Below are 22851 nucleotides of genomic sequence, written 5' to 3'. Positions count from 1 at the left end.
TCATGATCGCGATGGTTGCCTATGTCCCGAGACACACTCTGTTGAAGTTTCCTATGTCTTGCGACATGGGTTTCCTATGTCCTGAACCAGCACACCACCCGGGGCACCATCAGCCGCCCGGCTTCCTGGTCGGGCGGCTTTTGTCGTACCCGACTGCCACACTCTCCGCATGCATGACATCGCTCTGCGCGACCAGTCGCGCCGGCTGCTGAGCTCCGGGCTGAGCGTCAGTGAGACGAGCCGCCAGGTCGGGGTCAGCCCCGCCACTGTTCGCAGGTGGCGTGACAAGCCTGCGGACGATTCGCCCATGACCGGCACCTGCCCCCGCTGCGCCGCTTCTCCTCAGCTGCCCTCGCCTCCTGGGGCCTACGCCTACCTCCTGGGCCTCTACCTGGGCGACGGCTGCATATCCTGGGTGGGCGACCGCGCCAAGCAGGTCTGGGCTCTGCGGATCGCCTGTGCCGACACGTGGCCCGGCCTGGTCCAGGAGTGTGTCGACGCGCTGCGCGCCGTCCGGCCGACCAACAGGGTCCGCGTGCTGCAGAAGCAGGGCTGCAAAGACGTCAACTCCTACTCGAAGCACTGGCCGCACCTGTTCCCCCAGCATGGCCCCGGCAAGAAGCACGAGCGCGAGATCGTGCTCGCTCCTTGGCAGCGAGAGATCGTTTCAGCTCACCCTGGACGGCTTGTCAGAGGGCTCATGCACTCCGACGGCTACCGAGGGATCAACCGTGTCCGCCGCGACCTGCCCAGCGGTGTCCATTGGTACGAATATCCCCGCTATCTGTTCAAGAACGAGTCCCCCGGCATTCTCGCCCTCTGCGGCGAGGCGCTCGACCTGCTCGGCGTCGCCTGGCGCTTCAACAAGCGCAACGAGTTGTCCGTGGCCAGGAGGGAGGCCGTGGAGTTACTCGATCGGCATGTCGGCCCGAAATACTGACCGCCCCGGCCCGCGTTCAGCGGCGCAGGGTCTGCCAGGCCGCGCGGGCCGCTGCCAGGGCTTCTTCTTCCGAGGCGCCGGTGTGGAGTGCGGCGCGGGCGAACTCCTCGGCCGCTTCGGCGAGCCTGAGCCGGAGCCGGTCGGCATTGTCGGTGATGACGGCCGCCCGGCCGCGCCGCAGCTCCACCAGGCCCTCGTCGCGGAGTTGCTGGTAGCCGCGCAAGACGGTGTGCAGGTTGATGCCGAGGGCGGCGGCCACGTTACGGGCGGAGGGGAGCCGGTCGCCGGGTGCGGCCGTGCCGCCGGCCAGCGCCGCCCTTACGGAGGCGGCCACCTGGTCGGCGAGCGGCTGGGGCGAGGCCGGGTCGATGCTGATGAGCATTACGCCGTCTCTCCTTGGCGCTGTCCGTTGAGCGTCACGCCGTCTCTCCTTGGCGCTGTGCGCTGCGCATCACGCCGTCTCCCCCTGGCGCTGCCTGCTCAGCCATCCGTTGACGAGTGCCGCGGCGGTCTCGGCCCCGCGGGTGGAGTAGACGAACTGGCGGTCGTCGCTCAGCCTCGCCACCAGGGCCGGTCCTCTCCCACTGGTGATTCCCCAGCCGTCGTCGCCGTCGTGCAGCCGGTAGCGCCCTGGCGGGCGGCCGGTGCTGGCCTGGGCGAACCGTATCAGGCGGTAGGGCAGGGTCCGGTGCAGGGCGGGCAGCCAGGCGGCCCGTACGGTGATGCCCGCGTCGTCGATCTGGAGGCGGGTGCGTGCCTGGGCCAGCTCGAAGAGCGTCCATGCGCCCAGCAGTACGGGGCCCTGCCAGGTTTCCGAGCCGGCGAACGTGCTCAGCACGGTCAGCGTGCCCAGCACGGCGGCGGCGACCAGCCTGGGCCGCGACCAGGCCGACGTCACGAAGAGGGCGCGCTGAGTCGGCCCGAGCGCCATGGCGGGCGCGTGCACGGGTGGCGCAACTTTGGCCTCGGGCGGTTTTGGGACCGGGCCGGCGGCCAGGTAGCCCACCGCGACCGCGGCGACGGTCACGGCGATCTCCACGGCCCGGTGCCACGGTGGTGAGGGAACGGGGCCCGGCTGCCCGGCGAGCGCGGCCACGGACAGAACGACGGCCGTGGCACGGGAGACGCCGACGAAGAACGCCAGGGCCACCACGCCGCGCTGCAGCTGGGGAAGGCGCCGGTAGCAGAGGAACGGGAAGATGAGCGCCGCTTCGAACACCACCAGGGACATCCACTGCTGAGAGAGCCAGCCTTCCCAGGAGGGCGCGTCCTGGGGTAAGGCCGACCAGCTGTCGACGTAGGCGCGGTCGGGGAGCCGGTCGCCGTACCAGCTGACCGTGATCATGGGAACGGCCACCACGAGCAGGGGTGGAAGCACGGTCAGGGTCAGGCGGCGCAGGCGTCCTCGCGCCGCGAGATCGGAGGAACGGGGCATGGCGACCTCCAACTGTTTGCTTCTGACTATAACACTGCTAACAGTTGGCGTGGAGGGTCCGCAGTGCGGGGGTGGGGACTTTTCGGGATCGCTCCCATGGGGAATAGCCGTTTCAAGATCGATGAATACGGGGGTGGGCGGGATGCCGTTGAGTGTCGCGGCGCGGGAGGCGTTTCTGGCGGAGACGCACATCGCGAGCCTGGCCGTGGAGTCCGGCGAGGGGCGGGCGCCGCTGACCGTGCCGGTCTGGTACGACTACAGCCCCGGCGGCGAGATCCGGTTCCTGACCGACGGCGACTCGCACAAGGCCAGGCTGATCGCGAAGGCGGGCCGGTTCTCGATGCTGGTGCAGCGGGCGAGCCCGACCTACCGGTACGTCTCGGTCGAGGGGCCGGTCGTGCGGTCGGGGCCGACGACGCTGGAGGAGCTGACCCGCATCTCGGGGCGTTACCTGCCGCCCGACGCCGTGTCGGGATATGTGCAGGGCTCGGATCTGAACGTGCTGGTGACGTTCAGGATGCGACCGGAACACTGGCTCTCCGCGGATCTCGGCGCCCTGGGCTGACCCGCGAAGAGCTGCTGGCCTCCCAAGTGCCGTGGGCTGACCTGCGAAACGGTATTTTTGGCCCGTGACTGCTATCGCTCCCGACTCGACCGGCGCCTTCGGCGTCGGCCTCGCGACCATCGCCGCCGACGGCACCGTACTCGACACCTGGTTCCCCGCTCCCCAGCTGGGCGCGCCGCCTGTGAAGGGCACCGAACGGCCCTCCGTGGAGGAGGCGGGGCAGCTGGACGGGGAACTGGCCGAGCTGGTCGGCCCGGACCCGGCGCGCGGCGTGGAGGTGGTGGCGGTGCGCACCGGCATCGCCGACCTCGCCGAGCCGCCGGTGGACACGCATGACGTCTGGCTGCGCCTGCACCTGCTCTCGACCCGCCTGGTCCGGCCGCACGGCGTCAACCTCGACGGGGTGTTCGGCCTGCTGGCCAACGTGGTGTGGACGAACTTCGGCCCGTGCCCGGTGGCGGACTTCGAGCGCACGCGGCTGCGGCTGCGGGCGAAGGGGCCGGTGTCGGTGTACGGGGTGGACAAGTTCCCGCGCATGGTGGACTACGTGCTGCCCGCGGGCGTACGGATCGCCGACGCCGACCGGGTGCGGCTGGGCGCGCATCTGGCCGACGGCACCACGGTGATGCACGAGGGCTTCGTGAACTTCAACGCGGGCACGCTGGGCGCGGCGATGATCGAGGGCCGGGTCTCGGCCGGGGTGGTCATCGGCGACCACTCCGACGTCGGCGGCGGCGCGTCGATCATGGGCACGCTGTCGGGCGGCGGCAAGCAGGTGATCTCGGTCGGCGAGCGCTGCCTGCTGGGCGCGAACTCGGGGCTGGGCATCTCGCTGGGCGACGACTGCGTGGTGGAGGCGGGCCTGTACGTGACGGCGGGCACGAAGGTGGCCCTGCCCGACGGCACGGTGGTGAAGGCGGCCGAGCTGTCGGGCACGAACGGCGTCCTGCTGCGACGCAACTCGCAGTCGGGCGCGGTGGAGGCGGTGCCCCGCAAGGGCGACGGCATCGAACTCAACGCCGCCCTGCACGCCAACTGACCCGGGCCTCAACCGCCCGGGTCCGGCGACCGGCCGTCACTCACCATGGGGGGTGGCGGCCACCATGAGATCGGTGGCGGGCCGTCACTCACCATGGGGGTGGCGGACGCTGCTCACCATGGGATCGGCCGTGCCCGCCGACCAGCGGCCCGGCCGGCAACCGATCTCCCGCCGACGACGGCCACCGGCTTGGGAGCCGACGGCCGAACCGGTGAACGACGCGCGACAGCCCACCTCGACCATGGAGAGGGCCCACAGGGCGCGCCGTATCGGCGCCCGGCCCGTGAAGGGTCAGAGGCCGTTTCCCTGGAGGGCCTTCAGCGATCTACATCGGGTGGCAGACCACGTCGCAGCGTAAAAGATAGCGATTTAGTGCACGTGAGAGACAGCGGAGCCAATCGTGTGGACGCGGAGAGCATTGGTGGAGCCGGGGGTGCCAGGAGGGGAGCCGGCCACGATGACGACCTTGTCGCCCTTCTCCAGCCGTCCCGAGGACAGCAGCGACGCCTCCACCTGCCGCACCATGTCGTCGGTGTGGTGCACGAACGGCACGTGGAACGTCTCCACCCCCCACGTCAGCGACAGCTGCCCCCGCACGTGGGGCGCGGAGGTGAAGGCGAGCAGCGGGATCGGTGAGCGGTAGCGGGCCAGCCGGCGCGCCGTCTCTCCCGACATCGTGAACGCGATCAGCGCCTTGGCCCCGACGATGGCGCCGACCTCGGCCGCGGCCCTGGCGATGGCGCCGCCGGTGGTCTCGGGCATGCGTTCGAGGGTGTGGGTGGCGTGCAGGAAGGACTTCTCCGCGGCGCAGGCGATGCGGTCCATCGTGTTGACGGATTCGATCGGGTAGTTGCCGACGGAGGTCTCGCCCGACAGCATGACCGCGTCGGCGCCGTCCATGACGGCGTAGGCGACGTCGGAGGCTTCGGCGCGGGTGGGGCGCGGGGCGTTCATCATGGAGTCGAGCATCTGGGTGGCCACGATGACCGGGTGGGCCTTCTCGCGGCACAGCTCGATGATGCGCCGCTGCACGATCGGGACCTCTTCGAGCGGCAGCTCGACGCCGAGGTCGCCGCGGGCGACCATGATGCCGTCGAAGGCGTCGACGATCTCGGGGAGGCGGTCGACGGCCTGCGGCTTCTCGATCTTGGCGATCAGCGGGAGGCGGACGGCCTCCTGCTCCATGATGTTGCGCACCACGTCGGCGTCGGACGGGCGGCGGACGAAGGACAGGGCGATCATGTCGCAGCCGGTGCGCAGGGCCCAGCGCAGGTCGGCCTCGTCCTTGTCGGTGAGGGCGGGGGCGCTGACGTTGACGCCCGGCAGGTTGAGGCCCTTGTTGTCGGAGATCATGCCGCCGATGACGACGCGGGTGACGATGCGTTCGGGGTCGACGCGGGTGGCTTCGAGGACGAGCCGGCCGTCGTCGACCAGGATCGTGTCACCGGGGCGGACGTCGTTGGGCAGCCCCTTGTAGGTGGTGGAGACCTGCTCGCGATCGCCGGGGACGTCTTCTGTGGTGATGGTGAAGACGTCGCCGAAGCCCAGCCTGACGGGGCCTTCCTCGAACGTGCCGACACGGATCTTGGGGCCCTGCAGGTCGGCGAGCACGCCTACACCGCGGCCGAGGTCGGCCGCCACCTCCCTGACCCGGTCGTAGACCTCTCTGTGCATGTCATGATTGCCATGGCTGAGGTTGAACCGTGCCACGTCCATGCCTGCGGCGATCAGCTCGCGGAGGCGTTCTTTGCTGGAGGTGGCGGGGCCTAGGGTGCAGACGATTTTCGCGCGACGAGTCACGAGTCCTACCTTAATTGGTACAGACCACTTGGCAGTCATTGACGACGGAGAACGTACCCGGCGTAGGAGAACAGAATGAGAACTGCGACTCCCAGACGTGCCAAGTTCGTGTACTCCTCCGGGTAGACGACGCCTTCGATGTAGTGGTCGATGAAGCCGCCGGCGGGCAGGCCCTGCTGGCCTGCGCTGCGCCGGGCCCAGTCTTCCACGTGCGTGAGGGGGCATTCGACGCCGGTGACGACGGACGACACTCCCCACGCGACGACGGCGACGTGCGCCCACAGCGTACGCCGCCACCGCCACGCGACGAACCCGCCCAGGGCCAGGTAGAGGAGAAAGGCGAAATGCGCCACCATCGCCGCGTCGGCGAGGAGGCGGTACATCATGGCTCTACGGTGGCGGCTTTCCAGGCGTCTACGATGCCGTGGCCGTAGAAGCCGTTGTCGGCCTCACCGCCCTCGCACGCGTGGGTCTCGCTCTGGCCGAAGGACTTGTAGACGTACTGGCGGGGGGTGGGGCAGGACTTGGGCGTGGCGGTCTTGAACAGGAGTTCCTCGGTGGTGGCGGGGGCGAGTTCGAGCCCGCCTCTTCCCGGCTTGCCGAAGCGGCTGACGAGGATGGCGGCGACGCCGGCGGCGTGCGGCGAGGCCATGGAGGTGCCTTCGAGGTACTGGTAGTAGGAGCAGACGCCGTTCTTGCAGTCCTTGACGACGTCGGCGCCCTTCGGCTCGCCCTCGGCGTCGATGCGGCCGGCGGCGCGCAGCACGCGTTCGGGGGCGGCGGCGAGGATCGTCCTGGTGACCTTGACGCCTTCGCCGTCGAGCGCGTCGCCGCCGGGGGCGGACACGTCGGTCTGCTCCTCGCCGTAGTCGCTGTAGATGGCCTTGCGGCCGGAGGGCCCGACGGCGGAGACGGAGATGACGCCGTTGGACTCGGCGGGCACGTTGAGGCAGGAGTTGTCGATCTGGCGGGTCCGCTCGTCGCCCTTGGGGTAGCCGGGGCTCTGCTTGTCGACCGTGGGGCGGCCGAGGTCGGTGGAGCCGTTGCCGAGGGCGGAGACGAGCGTGACGCCCTTCTGCCTGGCGTAGTCGAGGGCGCGCTGCATGCCGGTGATGATCGCGCGCTGTTCGAGCTGCTGCTTCTTGCTGTCGGCCTTGTTGGCGGCGCAGTTGTACAGCCAGGGGTCGACGTAGTAGCTCATGTTGACGACGTCCACGCCGATGTCGCCGGCGTAGGTGAGGGCGTCGAGGCTGGGCTTGAGGAAGAAGAAGCCGGAGTCCTGGCCGGCCCTGATGTTGACGATCTGCACGCCGGGCGCGACGCCGGCGATGCCGATGCCGTTGATCGGGGAGGCGATGGTGCTGGCCACGTGGGTGCCGTGGCCGTCGTCGTCGGCGTCGACGGGGTCCTTGCAGTCGCTCGCCTCGCAGGGGCCGTCGAGGGTCTCGCCGTAGTCGTCCTTGGGCCGGTCGGTGACGAAGTTGCGGCTGAGCTCGCGGTTGAAGTTGGGGGCGAGGTCGGGGTGCTTGCCGTCCACGCCGGTGTCGATGACGCCGACGAGGACCTTCTTGGTGCCGGGGGCCTTGGCGTTCGCGCGGTCGGCGCCGATCATCCGCATGTCCCACTGGCGGCCGGCCAGGGGTTCACCTCTGGCCTTGGTGAACGACTGCTCGTCGGGGAACCTGCCGGACGAGCCGATTCCCGAGGTGGCGGTGTCTGACGTGGCGGTGTCTGACGTGGCGGTGTCTGACGTGGCGGTGTCTGACGTGGCGGTGTCTGACGTGGCGGTGTCTGAAGTGTCGGGGCGGGCGGTTCTGGGGCGGGCGGTGGCGAAGCCGATCTGGCGGTCGGGTGAGACGCCGACGACGGACGGGTCCGCGCCGACGGCCTCCTCGAACCCGGTGCCCGAGCCGCCGGCGAGGAGGTAGCCGAGCTTGGTCTCGGCGGAGTACGTGGAGCCGCCGGCGCGTTCGACGGCCGCCTCCGCTTCGTGCTGCCTGCCGTTCGCGTAGAAGACGAGGAATTCGGCCTGCCCGGGGGCGGGCTCGCGGGGCGTGGCCGACGCACAGGCGCCGACCGCGACCACGGCGGCCAGCGCCATGATGCCAGAGGCGACCCGCCGCATTGTTCCCCCATCCACCGACTTGCCGCAGAACCTGCATCTTCCCGACAGTTATCAGCTGATGCAACTTAGTGGTGAAATTTCGGTCGATGGCGGGCGAAGCGGACCCCCTTTCGGGGCCCGCTCCACGCCCGGGCCGACCGGGCTCCACGGGCCAGGCCGATCGGGTCAAGCGGGCCGACCGGAACGATCAGGCCGGCCGCGGTCCCGCGTGGAACCCGCCGTCCGGGTCAGCCGTGGTGGGTGAGCCGTACGTTCCGCAGGCACGCCAGTAGCACCGCGACGACCAGCATGATCGGCCCGATCCAGGCGAACACCCCGGTGATCGCGTCCGAGAAGGCCAGCTGAGTCGCGTGCCGCACCCCTTCCGGCAGCGCCTGAATCGCCTCGGGCGTGAGCGCGCCCTGCCCGCCGCCCAACCGTCCGCTGAAGACGCCGCCCAGCACGGCCACCCCGACCGCCCCGCCGACGCCTCTGGCGAACGTGACGGCCGAGGTCGCCGCTCCCCTGTCGGCCTCGGGCGTGGTCGTCTGCACGGCGAGCAGCAGATTCTGGCCGATGACGCCGAGCCCGGCCCCGGCCAGCACCATGTACGCGCCGGAGGCGAACGCGCTCGTCTCCAGCCCCATGGTGGCGAACAGGAACCCGGCCACGGCCGCCGACACCGCTCCCCCGACCATGAGCCACTTGTAGTGCCCGAGCCGGGTGACGATCTGCCCGCCCAGTGTCGAGGCCGCGATCATGCCGGCCATCATGGGGAGGAGCAGCAGCCCGGAGTCGGACGCGCTCGCGCCCGTGGCGAGCTGCAGGAAGAGGGGCAGGAACGTGGCCGTGCCGAGCATGGCGGTGGCCATCAGCACGACCGCGACGACCGGGATGGTGAACGCCCTGTCGCGGAAGAGCCGCAGCGGCAGCACCGGTTCGGCGACCCGCCGTTCCACCAGGAAGAACAGCACGGCCAGCAGCACCGCGCCGGCGCCGAGCCCGACGATGACGGGCGAGGTCCAGGCGTAGGCGGCGCCGCCCCAGGAGGCGAGCAGCGTCAGGCAGGTCAGCAGCCCGGCGATCAGCGCGGCGCCGAGCCAGTCGACGCGGTGGGGGGACGTACGGCGGGGCAGCTTGAGCACGGTGAAGGCCACGGCCAGGGCGATGGCGCCGAGGGGCAGATTGAGGTAGAAGATCCAGCGCCAGGAGGCGTGCTCGGTGAGGTAGCCGCCGATGACGGGGCCGGCGATGGAGGCGATGCCGAAGACGGCGCCGAAGAGGCCCTGGAATTTGGCGCGTTCCCGCGGGGTGGCCAGGTCGGCCGCGATGATCATGGTGAGCACCATCCCGCCACCCGCGCCGAGGCCCTGGAAGGCGCGGAAGGCGATGAGCTGGCCCATCGTCTGGGCCAGGCCGCACAGGGCCGAGCCGGCCAGGAAGACGATGATGGCCGCCAGGTAGAGGTGCTTGCGGCCGTACATGTCGCTGAGCTTGCCGTAGAGGGGGGTCACGACGCCCGAGGCCAGGGCGAACGCCGTGACCACCCACGACAGATCCCGCAGGCCGTTCAGCTCGCCGGCGATGGTCGGCATGGCGGTGGCCACGACGGTCTGGTCGATCGCTGCCAGGAACAGGACGAGGAGGAGTGAGCTCATGCTCACCCAGAGTGATCGCCGAGGGGGAGCCTCGGCGGGGATTGTCGCTACCATGGGGGTCGACTCCTTGCTTCTTTTTCGCGAGAGGGCAGGAGGAATCCGCGGCGATCGGGGGTGCCACCCCGGTCGCCGCTTCCGTTTGCCGAAATTTCAGCGGTCAGAGCCCGTTTTCGAGCAGGGTCAGCGCCTCCTCGAGCAGCTCTTCCACCGATCCGCCCGACTCGGCCGCCTCCTGGACGGCCGAGATCGTGGCGCCGAACGTCCCGATGACGAGCATCCTGGCGTGCAGCTTGCCCGACACTCCCGGCCGGTCCCTGACGGCCTCGAACACGTTCTCCATGATCTTCGTCTCGTCGGCCGCCCTGGCCTTGGCGGCCAGCTCGGGATGGCGCCGGCGCAGCTCTCCGAACAGCTGCGCGTCCGCCCAGATCGGGCCGACGCGGGCCGCGAGGATCCGCGCCACCGCCTTCAGCGACTCGAACGCGGGCTCGTCGCCGGGACGGGCGCCGAGCAGTTCGGTGAACTCCTCAGGGCGCCACAGGGGCTCCATGACGAGCGCTTCTTCCTTGGTGGAGAAGTAGTTGAAGAACGTGCGCGGCGAGATGTCGGCCGCCGCGCTGATCGCCTCCACGGTCGCGGCTTCGAGACCTTCGTCGAGCGCGATCTTGACGGCGGCCGTCCTGATGGCCTGCCGCTTCTCGGCCCGGCGCCGGTCGCGCCGCTCCTGTGGAGTCTCCATGCTTTGCACTCTACGCACCTTTTGCACACTCTGCAACCTTTGCACGGTGTGCAAAGAAAAGGACGGCCCGGCCGAAGCCGGGCCGTCCAGAGCGGCAGATGTCAGACCAGCGGACGCGCCGTCGGCAGGATCGGGTACGGCAGCGCCGTGTCCCCGGTCAGGAACCGGTCCACGCCGGAGGCGGCGGCACGCCCCTCGGCGATGGCCCAGACGATGAGCGACTGCCCGCGTCCCATGTCACCGGCCACGAAGACGCCGTCCACCTTGGACATGTACGTCTTGTCGCGGGCCACGTTCCCCCTGGCGTCGTAGAAGCCGTCACCGGCGACCTCGGCCAGGTCCTGCAGCAGCGCGCCCTTCTCCGGGCCGAGGAAGCCCATCGACAGGGTGACGAGCTCGGCGGGGATCTCCCGCTCGCTGCCGGGGATCGGCTTGAAGCCGGCCTGCGGCCCCTCGACCTCGACCAGCCGCAGCGCGCGCACGTTGCCGTCCGCGTCGCCGACGAACTCGGTGGTGGAGACCGCGTAGACCCGCTCTCCCCCGCCGTCGGCCAGCTCCTCGTGGGCGCTCTCCATCTTGAACAGCATCGGGTAGGTCGGCCACGGCTGGTTGGCGGGCCGCTCCGCCGGCGGCCGCGGCATGATCTCCAGCTGGGTGACGGACGTGGCGCCCTGCCTGATCGCCGTGCCTATGCAGTCGGCGCCGGTGTCGCCGCCGCCGATCACCACCACGTGCTTGCCCTCGGCCGAGACGGGCGGGGTGGCGTAGTCGCCCTCCTGCACCTTGTTGGACAGCGGCAGGTATTCCATCGCCTGGTAGACGCCCTTGAGCTCGCGCCCGGTGACCGGCAGGTCGCGCCACTGGGTGGCCCCGCCGGACAGCACCACCGCGTCGAACTGCTCGCGCAGCTCGGCGGCGGTGATGTCGACGCCGACGTTCACGCCGGTGCGGAACTCGGTGCCCTCGGCCCGCATCTGCTCAAGCCGGCGCTCGATGTGCCGCTTCTCCATCTTGAACTCGGGGATGCCGTAGCGCAGCAGGCCGCCGGCGCGGTCGGCCCGTTCGAACACGACGACGTCATGCCCGGCCCTGGTGAGCTGCTGGGCGGCGGCCAGGCCCGCGGGGCCCGAGCCGACGACCGCGACCCGCTTGCCGGTCCTGACCGCCGGGGGCTGCGGGGTGACCCAGCCCTCGGCGAACGCCCGGTCGATGATCTCGACCTCGACCCGCTTGATCGCCACCGGGTCGGAGTTGATGCCGAGCACGCACGCCGCCTCGCACGGAGCCGGGCAGAGCCGGCCGGTGAACTCGGGGAAGTTGTTCGTGGCGTGCAGCCGCTCGATCGCCTCGCGCCAGTCGGTGCGGTAGACGAGGTCGTTCCACTCGGGGATGAGGTTGCCCAGCGGGCAGCCGTTGTGGCAGAACGGGATGCCGCAGTCCATGCAGCGGGCCGCCTGCTTGGTCAGCTTCTCCTGGGAGAAGTCCTGGTAGACCTCGCGCCAGTCGCTGATGCGGACGTCCACGGGGCGGCGTGCCGGCAGCTCCCGGTCGTGCGTGAGAAAACCCTTCGGGTCAGCCATTCGGTACGCCTCCCTTGTCGTGAACGTGCGTGTGCAGGATGGGCCCGCCGCGGTGACGGCGGGCCTCGGAACGGCGGGTCATGACCGCACCGCGGCCGCCATGACGGCCTCGTCGACGTCCCTGCCCTCGATGCGGGCGGCCTCGGCGGCCTCCATCACCCTCTTGTAGTCGCTCGGCATGATCTTGCCGAACCGGGCCAGGGCCGCGTCCCAGTCGGCCAGCAGCTGCTTGGCGACCGGCGAGCCGGTCTCCGCGAAGTGCTTCTCGACCGTCTCCTTGAGGAACTCGGCGTCCTCCTCGGTGAGCGCCTCGATGGCGACCATCTCGCGGTTGACCCGCTCGGGCCGCACGTCCAGCAGGTACGCGATGCCGCCCGACATGCCGGCCGCGAAGTTGCGCCCGGTCGGGCCGAGCACGACGGCCTTGCCGCCGGTCATGTACTCGCAGCCGTGGTCGCCGACGCCCTCGACGACGGCCGTGGCTCCGGAGTTGCGCACGCAGAACCGCTCGCCCACGACGCCGCGTACGAACACCTCGCCGGACGTGGCCCCGTACAGGGCGACGTTGCCCGCGATGATGTGACCGTCGAGCGGGGCCTCGTCGTGCGGCCGGACGGTGATCCGCCCGCCGGACAGGCCCTTGCCGAGGTAGTCGTTGGCGTCGCCGGTCAGCCGCAGCGTGATCCCGCGCGGTAGGAACGCGCCGAACGAGTTGCCCGCCGAGCCGGTGAAGGAGATGTCGATCGTGTTGTCGGGCAGGCCCTTGCCGCCGTAGCGCTTGGTCACCTGGTAGCCGAGCATGGTGCCGACCGTGCGGTTGACGTTGCGGATGGGCAGCTCGAGCGTGACCGGGGTGCCTTCCTGGATGGCGCCCTCGGCGAGCTGGATGAGCGTGTTGTCCAGCGCGTGCTGGAGCCCGTGGTCCTGCTCGACGAGCCGGCGCAGCGCGGTGCCCGCGGGCAGCTCGGGCCGGTGCAGGATCGGCGACAGGTCGAGGCCGCTGGCCTTCCAGTGGTCCTCGGCCGCCGTCATATCGAGCATCTCGACGTGCCCGATCGCCTCATCGAGCGAGCGGAAGCCCAGCTCGGCGAGGTATTCGCGGATCTCCTCGGCGATGAACTCGAAGAAGTTGACCACGAACTCGGGCTTGCCGGTGAAGCGCTTGCGCAGCTCGGGGTTCTGCGTGGCCACGCCCACCGGGCAGGTGTCGAGGTGGCAGACCCGCATCATCACGCAGCCGGAGACGACCAGCGGAGCGGTGGCGAAGCCGTACTCCTCGGCGCCGAGCAGCGCGGCGATGACGACGTCGCGGCCGGTCTTGAGCTGGCCGTCCACCTGCACCACGATGCGGTCGCGCAGGTCGTTGAGCAGCAGCGTCTGCTGGGTCTCGGCCAGGCCGAGTTCCCACGGGGCGCCCGCGTGCTTGAGGCTGGTGAGCGGGGACGCGCCGGTGCCGCCGTCGTGACCGGAGATGAGCACCACGTCGGCGTGCGCCTTAGACACACCGGCCGCGACCGTTCCGACGCCGACCTCGGCGACCAGCTTCACGTGGACCCTGGCCTCCGGGTTGGAGTTCTTCAGGTCGTGGATGAGCTGGGCCAGGTCCTCGATGGAGTAGATGTCATGGTGCGGCGGCGGCGAGATGAGGCCGACGCCGGGCGTGGAGTGGCGGGTCTTGGCGATCCACGGGTAGACCTTGTGGCCTGGCAGCTGGCCGCCCTCGCCGGGCTTGGCGCCCTGGGCCATCTTGATCTGCAGGTCGGCGGCGTTCACCAGGTATTCGGAGGTGACGCCGAAGCGGCCGGAGGCCACCTGCTTGATCGCGCTGCGCCGGGCCGGGTCGTACAGCCGCTCGGGGTCCTCGCCGCCCTCGCCGGTGTTGGACTTGCCGCCGAGCCGGTTCATCGCGATGGCGAGCGTCTCGTGCGCCTCCATCGAGATGGACCCGTACGACATCGCGCCGGTCGAGAAGCGCTTGACGATCTCCGAGACCGGCTCGACCTCCTCGATCGGGATCGGGTTGCCCCCGCGCAGCTTGAACAGGCCGCGCAGGGTCATCAGCCGCTCCGCCTGGGAGTCCACGAGGTTCGTGTACTCCTTGAAGATCTCGTAGCGGCGGGTCCTGGTGGCGTGCTGCAGCTTGAAGACGGTCTCGGGGTTGAACAGGTGCGGCTCGCCCTCGCGCCGCCACTGGTACTCGCCGCCCACCTGGAGCCTGCGGTGGGCGTTCTCCACCCGCGGGTAGGCGTGGGCGTGGCGCTGCGCGACCTCGGTGGCCAGCACGTCGAAGCCGACGCCGCCCAGGCGGGAGGTGGTGCCGGTGAAGCAGGCGTCGATGACCTCCTGGCTCAGGCCGAGCGCCTCGAAGATCTGCGCGCCGGTGTAGGAGGCCACCGTGGACACGCCCATCTTGGACATGACCTTGATGACGCCCTTGCCGTACGCCTTGATCAGGTTGCGCACGGCCTTGCGCTTGTCCATTTGCAGGGCGCCGGTGTCGACCAGGTCCTCGATGGTCTCGATCGCGAGGTAGGGGTTGATCGCGGCGGCGCCGTAGCCGATCAGCAGCGCCATGTGGTGGCACTCGCGGGCCTCGCCGGTCTCGATGACCAGGCCGATCTTGGTGCGGGTCTTCTCCTGGATCAGGTGGTGGTGCACCGCGCCGGTCAGCAGCAGCGACGGGATCGGGGCGAGCGTGTCGGAGGAGCCGCGGTCGGACAGCACGACGATGCGCGCTCCGTCCGCGATGGCCTGGGACGCCTCGGCGCGGATCTCCGCCAGGCGGCGCAGCAGCGCCTCGCCGCCGCCGGCGACCTCGTACAGGCCGCTGATGACGTACGGATGGAAGCCGGGCAGGTCGTGCTCGTCGTTGATGTGGATGATCTTCGCGAGTTCGTCGTTGTCGATCACCGGGTACGGCAGCACGAGCTGGCGGCAGGAGGTCGGCCCCGGGTCCAGCAGGTTGCCCTCGGGCCCGAGGGTGCTGGCCAGCGAGGTGACCAGCTCTTCCCTGATGGCGTCCAGCGGCGGGTTGGTGACCTGCGCGAACAGCTGGGTGAAGTAGTCGAACAGAAGCCGCGGCTTCTCGCTCAGCACGGCCACCGGCGTGTCGGTGCCCATGGAGCCGATCGGCTCCTGGCCCGCCTTCGCCATCGGCGACAGGATGATGCGCAGCTCTTCCTCGGTGTAGCCGAAGGTCTGCTGCCTCTTGACGAGCGCCTCGTGGGTGGGGATCTCTCGCTGGCGGGCCGGCAGCTCCTCGAAGCGGACGAGCCCGGCGTGCAGCCAGTCGGCGTACGGCAGCTCGGCCGCCAGCTCCGCCTTGATCTCGTCGTCCTCGATGATCTTGCCGCGGGCGGTGTCGATGAGGAACATGCGGCCCGGCTGCAGGCGGCCCTTGCGGACCACGTCCTCGGGCCTGAAGTCGAGCACGCCGGCCTCGGAGGCCAGCACGACCAGGCCGTCGGCGGTCACCCAGAAGCGCCCGGGGCGCAGGCCGTTGCGGTCGAGCACGGCGCCGGCCAGGGTGCCGTCGGTGAACGTGATCGAGGCCGGCCCGTCCCACGCCTCCATGAGCGTGGAGTGGAACTCGTAGAACGCCCGCCGCGCCGGGTCCATCTCGGTGTGGTTCTCCCACGCCTCGGGGATCATCATCAGCACGGCGTGGGGCAGGCTGCGCCCGCCGATGTGCAGCAGCTCCAGCGCCTCGTCGAAGCTGGCGGTGTCGCTGCCGTCGGGGTCGCAGATGGGGAAAAGTCGGGAAATGTCGCCCGGGATGCGGGCCGAGGCCAGCATCGCCTCACGGGCGCGCATCCAGTTGCGGTTGCCCTTGACCGTGTTGATCTCGCCGTTGTGGGCGATGTAGCGGTAGGGGTGGGCCAGCGGCCAGCTGGGGAAGGTGTTGGTGGAGAAGCGCGAGTGCACCAGTGCGATGGCGCTCTCGTACCGTTCGTCGCTCAGGTCGGGGAAGAACGGCTCGACCTGGTCGGGCGTGAGCATGCCCTTGTAGACGACGGTCCTGGCCGACAGCGAGGGGAAGTAGACGTCGGCCTCGTGCTCGGCCCGCTTGCGCAGGCAGAACGCGAGCCGGTCGAGTTCGAGCCCCTCCTGCCCGTCGGGGGAGGAGACGAACAGCTGGGCGAAGTGCGGCATGACGGCCCGGGCGCTCGGCCCCGGCAGGTCACGGTCGACCGGCAGCTCACGCCAGCCGAGCACGGTGAGGCCCTCTTCGGCCGCGATCTCCTCGATGAGGCGCGTGGCCACGCCCCTGGCCCGCTCGTCGAACGGCAGGAACGCGATGCCGGTCGCGTACGACCCGGCGGCGGGCAGCGCGAAGGGCACGCTCGCGCGGTAGAACGTGTCGGGGATCTGCGTCAGGATCCCGGCTCCGTCGCCGGTGTCCGGCTCGCTACCCTTGGCCCCCCGATGATCAAGATTGCACAGCGCCGTCAGCGCCTTCACCACGATCCCGTGTCCACGGCGTCCCGCGACGTCGGCAACCATGGCGACACCGCAGGCATCGTGCTCATTGGCGGGGTGGTACAGGCCCTGGGGCTCGGGGAACCCGAGGTGGGCAGCAGGCATTGAATCCCTCCCGTCGTCTTCGTCTGTCTGAACTGCGCTACAGGCGGGGACGACGTTGGCCCTGCTGCATATCGTGGATAGAGGTTACCCCACCCTGCCGGAATGGTGCCCGCCGCGTCCGTATTGCGAACATTCGCACCGCTCCGGCATCCGAACGCTCTATCCCAAACCTCCAGCATGGGGCCCGAAATTCCCCGTCCAGGCCGCGGATTCGCGTCACGGCGATCGAGTGCCCCCGGCCCCGATAGGGTTCACCCATGGAGCGTGACGGGGTCGAACGGCTACTCACCGCAGCAGGGGCCGACAGCAGGCGGCTGAGGCACGCCCTGGCCCTGCTCTGCGAGGGCCACTGGTGGACCCTCGCCGAGCTGGTCAGGCAGAGCGCCACGTCGAGGCGCACGGTCGAGTCGCTGCTGCGCGAGGTCGTCCTTGAACGCGACGGCGAACGCTTCCGCGTCCCGCTCGTCGACACCCCCGCCTACCAGGACCTGCTCGCCGTGGCCGCGCCTCCGGAAGACCCGGTCGCCCACCTGCTGCCCCACTACGCCCACGTGCTAGACCGGCTGACCGCCCTCGTGGCCAAGGCCCCGCGCGCCCGCCACGTGCTCGACCACGTCTCGGCCACGCCGGAGACCGTGCTGCGCCGGGCGCTGCTGGTCGGCACCCGCTTCTGGCTGCCCGGGGCCCGCCTGCTGTGCGTGGGCGACCACGACCTGACCTCGCTGGCCGTCAAGCTCGTCCATCCCGAGACCGACGTGACGGTGGTCGACGTCGACGAGCGCGTCCTGGCCTACATCGACGAGCAGCGCCTGGGCGTCCGCACCCGCTGGGCCGACCTGCGCCTCGGCCTGCCCGCCTCGGCCAGGGACCACGACCTGGCGCTCACCGACCCGCCGTACACGCCCGAGGGGGTCGGGCTGTTCGTGGCGCGGGCGGTGGAGGGGCTGAAGGACGAGGGGCGGGTGCTGCTGGCGTACGGGGCGAGCGAGCGCACGCCGATGCTGGCCTTCAAGGTGCAGCAGGAGCTGTCGGAGCTCAACCTCGTCTACGAGGCCATCTATCCCGACTTCAACCGCTATTTCGGGGCAGAAGCGATCGGCTCGGCCGCCGACCTCTACCTCCTGCGCCCCACCACCAAGACCCGCCCCGCCGTCCAGTCCCGCCTCACCCGCCACACCACCGCCATCTACACCCACGGCCCCCAGTCGATCGAAAGCAGCTCCTCGGCCGGCCAGAAAGCCGCCGCCCCGGGGGCGGAGGGTTCACCGGTCACCGGGCCCGCCACCGAGGACGCGCTGGCGGGCTTCGAGGCTGACCTCCTGGTGGGCGACTGGCCCAAAGACCTCCCGCAGCCGCGGGTCCGGCTCTCGACCTGGCTGGCCAAGCCGTACGCCGCCGCACCGCAGCGGGTCGCCGTGGCGGTGCCGCCCGGCCTGGAGGCCGCACTCCCCCGCCTCCTCCTGGCCACCCGCGCCACCCACGTCCGCCTCGTCGGCACCTCCCTCCCACCCCTGCCCAAGGCCCTGTCGCCCGTGTACGAGGTGAGCGAAGCAGGCGAGAACATCCTGGACGCCGTACGCCTGCCGCAACCGGAAGGGGATGCGGACACGGTCCTGCGCCGCATCCTCGACCACGGCCACGCCAAACTGGCCAACACCTGGCGCGAGGCCCTCATCGCGGTGGCCGCCGCACAGGGATCGTCCCTGACGAAGAACGAGGCCCGCGCCCTGATCCGCGAGGCCGCCGACTGGTCAGACGACCTGACCCCCCTCGACGCCCCAATCCACCGCCTCTCATCCCTGCACGAGGCGGTCACCAGAACAGTCACAGCCCTGACCACGACCACCTGACCACGACGTTCGACCCCGCTACGACGACCTGCCACGCGAACGGATTGGCCGACATGGCCCGGTTCGGGTGGCCGCGACCATTCTTCAGCGTGAGCACCGTCGTGAGCCGACCATCGTCGGCGCGGGCACCATCGTGAGCCGCCAATCGTCAGTGATACACGGCCGACCTCCGGCAACGGCCGCGAATCCTTATCAGCGGAGCGATTCTGCAGGCGGGACTCGTCATTAGCGGAGCCAGGCATCAAAGCAACTGACAATCAAACGTCGGCGAAGGCAGGACCCAGGTGGCGGTCAGCATCGCCAGCCACAGCACCGGCCAAGCGACAGGCGGCCGCAACTGCGGCCAGCACCAGCACCGCCAAGTCTGCGCAGCGCCGCGAGTACCCCGGCGGCTGTCAGGTGGCGGCGACGACGCGACCCTGGACTGCTCGGCCGAGGCCGTCCAGGGCTATGAGGGCGGCGACGAGATCCTGCCCGGGTTGTGGGAGTTGCGCAGTCGGCCCAGGATCCGAAGGTTGTGTGGACTCCGCGGGTTGCCCCGGTCGGCCGGTGCCCGCGAGGCCGCCCAGTTGCTCGGTGCCCGCCGATCGCCCCCGGCCGACATCTGATGGCTGGCCGGTGTCCGTGGGCTTCCTAGGCCGACCCACTTCCGTGGGCTGCTCAGGTCGGCCCATTTCCGCGGACTGCCCTGATTGGCCTGCTTCCGTGGACTGCGTACGTTGCCCTGGTTGGTCCGTTTCCACGGGTTGCCCTGGTTGGTCCGTGCCCGAGGGGCGGCTTTCCCGGCCCGTTTCTGTGGGCTGGGCCGGCTGGCCGGACTCGTCACGTTGGTCGGACTGGATGGGCTCGTTCAGCTGGCCGAATGGTTCGGAACCGGCCGGCGTCTGGCCCGGTTGCGCGGGCTGGGTGGTGCCGGTCCAGCTCACCGTCACGTAATGGCCCATCGCACGGACCTGGGCCAGGCTGCCGACGGGCTCGAACGCGACGTCCTGCCGTACGAACCCGTCCTTGCGCAGGGCGGACACCAGGGCGTCGGCCGCGCGCCCGTCCGCGAGGTTGAAGATGACGAACTGACCCGCCATGGAGCCGCCCGCGTACGTGGCCTGCAGCGCCTGTGTGCATTCGGTGGCTGAGGTGCCCCAGAGGAGTTCGTCGCAGTCGGTGAACTGGCGGGTGGACACCTGCCCCATGCCCGCCAGGCTCCGGGTGGACGGCGGGAACACCTCCTCGGTCGTCAGCGGCGTGGCGTCGCGCCGGCGGGTGTCGACGGCCGCGTAGAAGGCGGAGGTGAGTTCGGCGTGGAGGGTGGTGGGACGCGGGTCGTCCCCGCGCAGCCACAGCCAGCCCGCCACGGCGGCCCCCACCAGGACGGCGGCCACTCCGGGGATGACGATCCGGCGGGACATCAGGAGGACGTCCCCGTGATCGCGACGACGCGGCGGTAGACGGCCTTCTCCGCCCCGCGCAGAGCCAGGGTGAGGGAGACGAAGTCGTCCTTGGCGGTGGGTTCGGTGCCGTCCAGCCGGCCGAGCCACACCAGCCCGACGTAATGGCCGAGCGCGTAGCCGCCCGCCTCCGAGTAGCCGCCAGGCGGGAAGGCCACCTTGGCGGAGGTCAGCGGGCTGGCCCAGCCGCCGCGATAGAGGGTCTTCAGAGCCTCGACCAGTTCTGAGGCCGACTTGCCGTCCTTGAGGTTGAGCAGCGTGTACTGGCCGACGTAACGGCCGTCGGAGCTGGCGTACAGGCCGCGGGCCACCTGGGTGCAGCCGGCGTTCGCCGTCAGCTCGTGCAGGCGCTCGCCCCAGAGGGCCGTGGCGCAGTCGGCGTCGAGTTGCTTGGCGACGAGCTTGAGCTTGAGCTTCTTCGACACGGCCAGCGTCTTCTGGCTGAACACCTCCTTCTCCGTGAGCGCCTTCGGGTCCTTGGCCCGCTCGGTGACGGGGTCGAACAGCTTGGGCGAGTTCCAGCCGTGGAACACCTGCGGGACGGCCGCGTCGGGGCCGAGCACGGAGGCGGTGACCTGCCGTTCCGGGCGGTAGGTGCCCAGGGACCTGACGACCGTCACGAAGGCTCCGGCGGCGACCAGCACTCCGGCGACCGTGGCGATGATGACGAACAGGCGCTGCTGCTCCGGGCGGAAACCCATGTCGGTGAGTATGGGGAACTGCCAGTCGGAGCGTGGGGTCCTGCGCCGCTTGTGGTAGGCGGGCTCCCGTCGCCCGGATCCGTCGTCGTCACCCGCGCCACCGCCGGCGACCGTCAGCCCTTCGGCGTCGAACTCACCGGTCGCAGGCCCGCCGGCCCCCGCCTTCCGCCGCCCGGACTCAGCTTTCCGCCGCCCGAGCGTCGTTTCCGCACCACCAGAGTCCGCTTCCGGCCAGAACGCCGACTCGCGGCCGCTGTCCTCACCGCTCAGCCAGCCGGACGCCGTCTCCTCGTCACCGGTCTCGCCTCTCCGCCCTCCGGACGCCGCCTTCCGCCCGCGCCCGAACCGCCGTCTGCCGTCCGACTCCGATGCCTGTCGCGCACCGCCGTCCCCGGCACCAGCACCGTCCCCGCCGCCGGCACCGCCAGCACGGCCCGCGCCATCGACCGACCAGCCGCCGTCAGCCGTTCCGGCCATGAACATGGCGCCACTGTCCGGACCCGCCGACCTGCCATCGCCCGGCCGTCGGCCACCGTTCGCATCCGCCGGTCGGCCACCGTCCGCATGGGTGCCCCGGCCACGACCCGACCGCCGACCACCAGACCCATCCGCCGAACGGTCACTGTCGGCCGGCCGACCATGACCCGCGTTCGCGCCTCGGTCGCCGTCTTCCTGTCGGCCATCAACCGACCACGCATCATCCGCCGAACGGCCACCGTTCGCACTCGCGCCCCGGCCCCGGCCACGACCCCACCTGCGGCCACCACTCGCACCCGCTGACCCGCCATCGGCCGTATCCGCCGACCAGCCATCATCTGCCGGTCGGCCACCGTCCGCGTTCGTGCCCCGGCCGTCGGAGCCCGAGCGGCCGCCTGCCATCAGTCCGCCGCCGGGCGCGTCCGTCGACCAGCCGTCGTTCGACAACAGGCCGTCGCCTGTGCTGGACGCCTGCCAGTTGCCGTTCACCGGCTCCTCGGCTCGGCCGCCATGGGAACGGGCGGCTCTGCGGCTGCCGCGTCCGCCCTCCGAGCGGCGGTCTTCCGGCTCGGCCGCCTGCGGGCCGCCGCCGGTGGCGTGCCAGCCGCGGCCGTCGGTGCCTGTCAGTGGTTGGCCGCCGTCCGCGCCCCTACCCTCGGCACCGCCCGCCGGCCAGCCACCGCCGTCGGTATGCGCGCCAGAACGGCCACGACCCCGGCCGAAGTCGCCGCCGTCCGAACGACGGCTCCGACCACCCGCACCCGCTCCGGACCGACCATCACCAGCCGCCGACCAGCCACCGCCATCCGTCCCAGCAGCCTGCCAGCTTCCGCTGCCCGTTCCCACAGCCCGCCAGCCCCGGCCATCGGTCCCGGCAGCCTGCCGGCCCCCATCGTCGGTCCCGGTTGTGTGCCAGCCGCCGCCCTCAGTCCCGGCAGCCCGCTGACCACCACCATCGGTCCCGGCAGCCTGCCAGCCGCCACCGTCCGTCCCGGTGGCATGCCGGCCGCCGCCATCGGTCCCGGCAGCCCGCCGACCACCAGCGTCCGTCCCGGCGGCCTGCCAACCTCTGCCATCTGTCCCTGCCGCCGACCTACCGCCGTCCGTCCCATGACCGCGCCGCCCAGCCTCGGGGCCGGTACCGTGCCGACCACCGTCCGCACCGGCACGGGATCGGCCGCCGTCAGCACCGGCACCGGGCTGACCGCCGTCGGTGCCTACACCGCGTCGCCGACCCTCCGGAGCGGCACCATGGCGGCCGCCGTCCGCACGGGTGCCGTCGCCCGCCGGCCAGCCGCCGCCGTCGGTATGCGCGCCAGAACGGCCACGACCCCGGCCGGAACCGCCGCCGTCCGAACGACGGCTGCGACCACCTGCGCCCGTTCCGGACCGACCATCACCAGCCGCCGGCCAGCCACCGCCGTCCGTCCCCGCTGCACCAGCGGCCGGCCAACCGCCAGCGTCTGTCCCGGCGGCCCGCCAACCGACACCATCCGTCCCAGCGGCCGAGCGACCACCACCGTCAGTCCCGGCAGTCCGCCAGCCGCCACCGTCCGTCCCGGCGGCCCGCCAACCGACACCATCCGTCCCAGCGGCCGAGCGACCACCACCATCGGTCCCGGCAGCCCTCCGGCCACCACCATCCGTCCCAGCTGCTGACCAGCCGCCGCCGTCGGTCCCGGTGGCGTGCCAGCTGCCGCCATCCGTCGCAGGACCGGGCCGACCGCCTTCGCTACCCGCGCCGCGTCGGCCACCGTCCGTGCCGGTACCGCGCCGACCGCTCTCGGCGCTGGCACCGCGTCGGCCGCCGTCAGGAGTTCCGCCGCGCCGTCCACCGTCAGAGGTCCCGCCGCGCCGGCCGCTGTCAGGGGTCCCGCCGGGTCGGCCGGCATCCGTGTCGATGCTGTGGCGGCCGTCCGGAGCCGGCGCGCCGG

The 22851-nt window shown here is 71.0% G+C and carries 16 protein-coding genes; 4 read left to right on the top strand and 12 right to left on the bottom strand.

Annotated elements, in window-relative coordinates:
• Nucleotides 1–169 precede the first annotated feature (169 nt).
• A complete protein-coding gene (locus AB0C28_RS26525; protein ID WP_357852465.1) occupies nt 170–940 on the top strand; it encodes a helix-turn-helix domain-containing protein in 771 nt (256 codons plus the stop codon).
• A gap of 16 nt (nt 941–956) precedes the next feature.
• Here AB0C28_RS26525 and AB0C28_RS26520 read toward each other — a convergent pair whose 3' ends face one another.
• Nucleotides 957–1322 carry a GntR family transcriptional regulator gene (locus AB0C28_RS26520; RefSeq protein ID WP_358078109.1) on the bottom strand — a complete coding sequence of 122 codons (366 nt, stop codon included), beginning with the start codon at nt 1320–1322 and terminating at the stop codon, nt 957–959.
• A 69-nt stretch (nt 1323–1391) separates the two neighbouring features.
• Complete coding sequence (locus AB0C28_RS26515) at nt 1392–2375, bottom strand: hypothetical protein (RefSeq protein ID WP_358078107.1); 984 nt, start codon at nt 2373–2375, stop codon at nt 1392–1394.
• 142 nt (nt 2376–2517) lie between these two features.
• Here AB0C28_RS26515 and AB0C28_RS26510 point away from each other — a divergent pair, with 142 nt between their 5' ends.
• Nucleotides 2518–2940, top strand: coding sequence for a pyridoxamine 5'-phosphate oxidase family protein (locus AB0C28_RS26510; protein WP_357852456.1), 423 nt, complete (start codon nt 2518–2520; stop codon nt 2938–2940).
• 64 nt (nt 2941–3004) lie between these two features.
• Entirely contained in the window at nt 3005–3979 is a 975-nt protein-coding gene (gene dapD, locus AB0C28_RS26505) for a 2,3,4,5-tetrahydropyridine-2,6-dicarboxylate N-succinyltransferase (RefSeq protein ID WP_358078104.1), read from the top strand.
• A gap of 369 nt (nt 3980–4348) precedes the next feature.
• Here the strand turns inward: dapD and pyk are convergent, their stop codons facing one another.
• From pyk to gltB, 7 genes are all read right to left on the bottom strand, one after another.
• On the bottom strand, nt 4349–5779 hold the full coding sequence (pyk, locus tag AB0C28_RS26500) for a pyruvate kinase (protein WP_357852450.1): 1431 nt from the start codon (nt 5777–5779) through the stop codon (nt 4349–4351).
• 35 nt (nt 5780–5814) lie between these two features.
• Nucleotides 5815–6165 (bottom strand): DUF2784 domain-containing protein, encoded by a 351-nt coding sequence (locus tag AB0C28_RS26495; protein WP_358078101.1) that lies wholly within the window; start codon nt 6163–6165, stop codon nt 5815–5817.
• Nucleotides 6162–7904 (bottom strand): S8 family serine peptidase, encoded by a 1743-nt coding sequence (locus AB0C28_RS26490; RefSeq protein ID WP_358078098.1) that lies wholly within the window; start codon nt 7902–7904, stop codon nt 6162–6164. The genes AB0C28_RS26495 and AB0C28_RS26490 overlap by 4 nt, the downstream gene beginning before the upstream one ends.
• A gap of 227 nt (nt 7905–8131) precedes the next feature.
• Nucleotides 8132–9541: an MDR family MFS transporter gene (locus AB0C28_RS26485; RefSeq protein WP_357852441.1), complete on the bottom strand. Its 1410-nt coding sequence runs from the start codon at nt 9539–9541 to the stop codon at nt 8132–8134.
• 157 nt (nt 9542–9698) lie between these two features.
• Nucleotides 9699–10280 carry a helix-turn-helix domain-containing protein gene (locus tag AB0C28_RS26480; RefSeq protein ID WP_357852438.1) on the bottom strand — a complete coding sequence of 194 codons (582 nt, stop codon included), beginning with the start codon at nt 10278–10280 and terminating at the stop codon, nt 9699–9701.
• A gap of 101 nt (nt 10281–10381) precedes the next feature.
• Nucleotides 10382–11860: a glutamate synthase subunit beta gene (locus tag AB0C28_RS26475; protein ID WP_358078095.1), complete on the bottom strand. Its 1479-nt coding sequence runs from the start codon at nt 11858–11860 to the stop codon at nt 10382–10384.
• Nucleotides 11861–11938: 78 nt separating this feature from the next.
• Nucleotides 11939–16444 (bottom strand): glutamate synthase large subunit, encoded by a 4506-nt coding sequence (gltB, locus tag AB0C28_RS26470; RefSeq protein WP_358078092.1) that lies wholly within the window; start codon nt 16442–16444, stop codon nt 11939–11941.
• 257 nt (nt 16445–16701) lie between these two features.
• Between gltB and AB0C28_RS26465 the strand changes: the two genes are divergently transcribed.
• Nucleotides 16702–18294 (top strand): bis-aminopropyl spermidine synthase family protein, encoded by a 1593-nt coding sequence (locus AB0C28_RS26465; protein WP_358078089.1) that lies wholly within the window; start codon nt 16702–16704, stop codon nt 18292–18294.
• A gap of 395 nt (nt 18295–18689) precedes the next feature.
• Here the strand turns inward: AB0C28_RS26465 and AB0C28_RS26460 are convergent, their stop codons facing one another.
• From AB0C28_RS26460 to AB0C28_RS26450, 3 genes are all read right to left on the bottom strand, one after another.
• A complete protein-coding gene (locus tag AB0C28_RS26460) occupies nt 18690–19700 on the bottom strand; it encodes a hypothetical protein (protein ID WP_358078086.1) in 1011 nt (336 codons plus the stop codon).
• Nucleotides 19700–20923, bottom strand: a complete 1224-nt coding sequence (locus AB0C28_RS26455) for a hypothetical protein (RefSeq protein ID WP_357852425.1) — start codon at nt 20921–20923, stop codon at nt 19700–19702. The genes AB0C28_RS26460 and AB0C28_RS26455 overlap by 1 nt, the downstream gene beginning before the upstream one ends.
• Nucleotides 20924–22134: 1211 nt before the next feature.
• A complete protein-coding gene (locus tag AB0C28_RS26450) occupies nt 22135–22809 on the bottom strand; it encodes a hypothetical protein (RefSeq protein ID WP_358078083.1) in 675 nt (224 codons plus the stop codon).
• Nucleotides 22810–22851: the final 42 nt, after the last annotated feature.

The organism is Nonomuraea sp. NPDC048892, assembly GCF_040649735.1.
In the GTDB taxonomy this organism is placed as follows: Bacteria; Actinomycetota; Actinomycetes; order Streptosporangiales; family Streptosporangiaceae; genus Nonomuraea; species Nonomuraea maheshkhaliensis.
The sequence above is the reverse complement of the archived record's forward strand: the minus strand, read 5'-3'. Positions and strand labels throughout refer to the sequence as shown.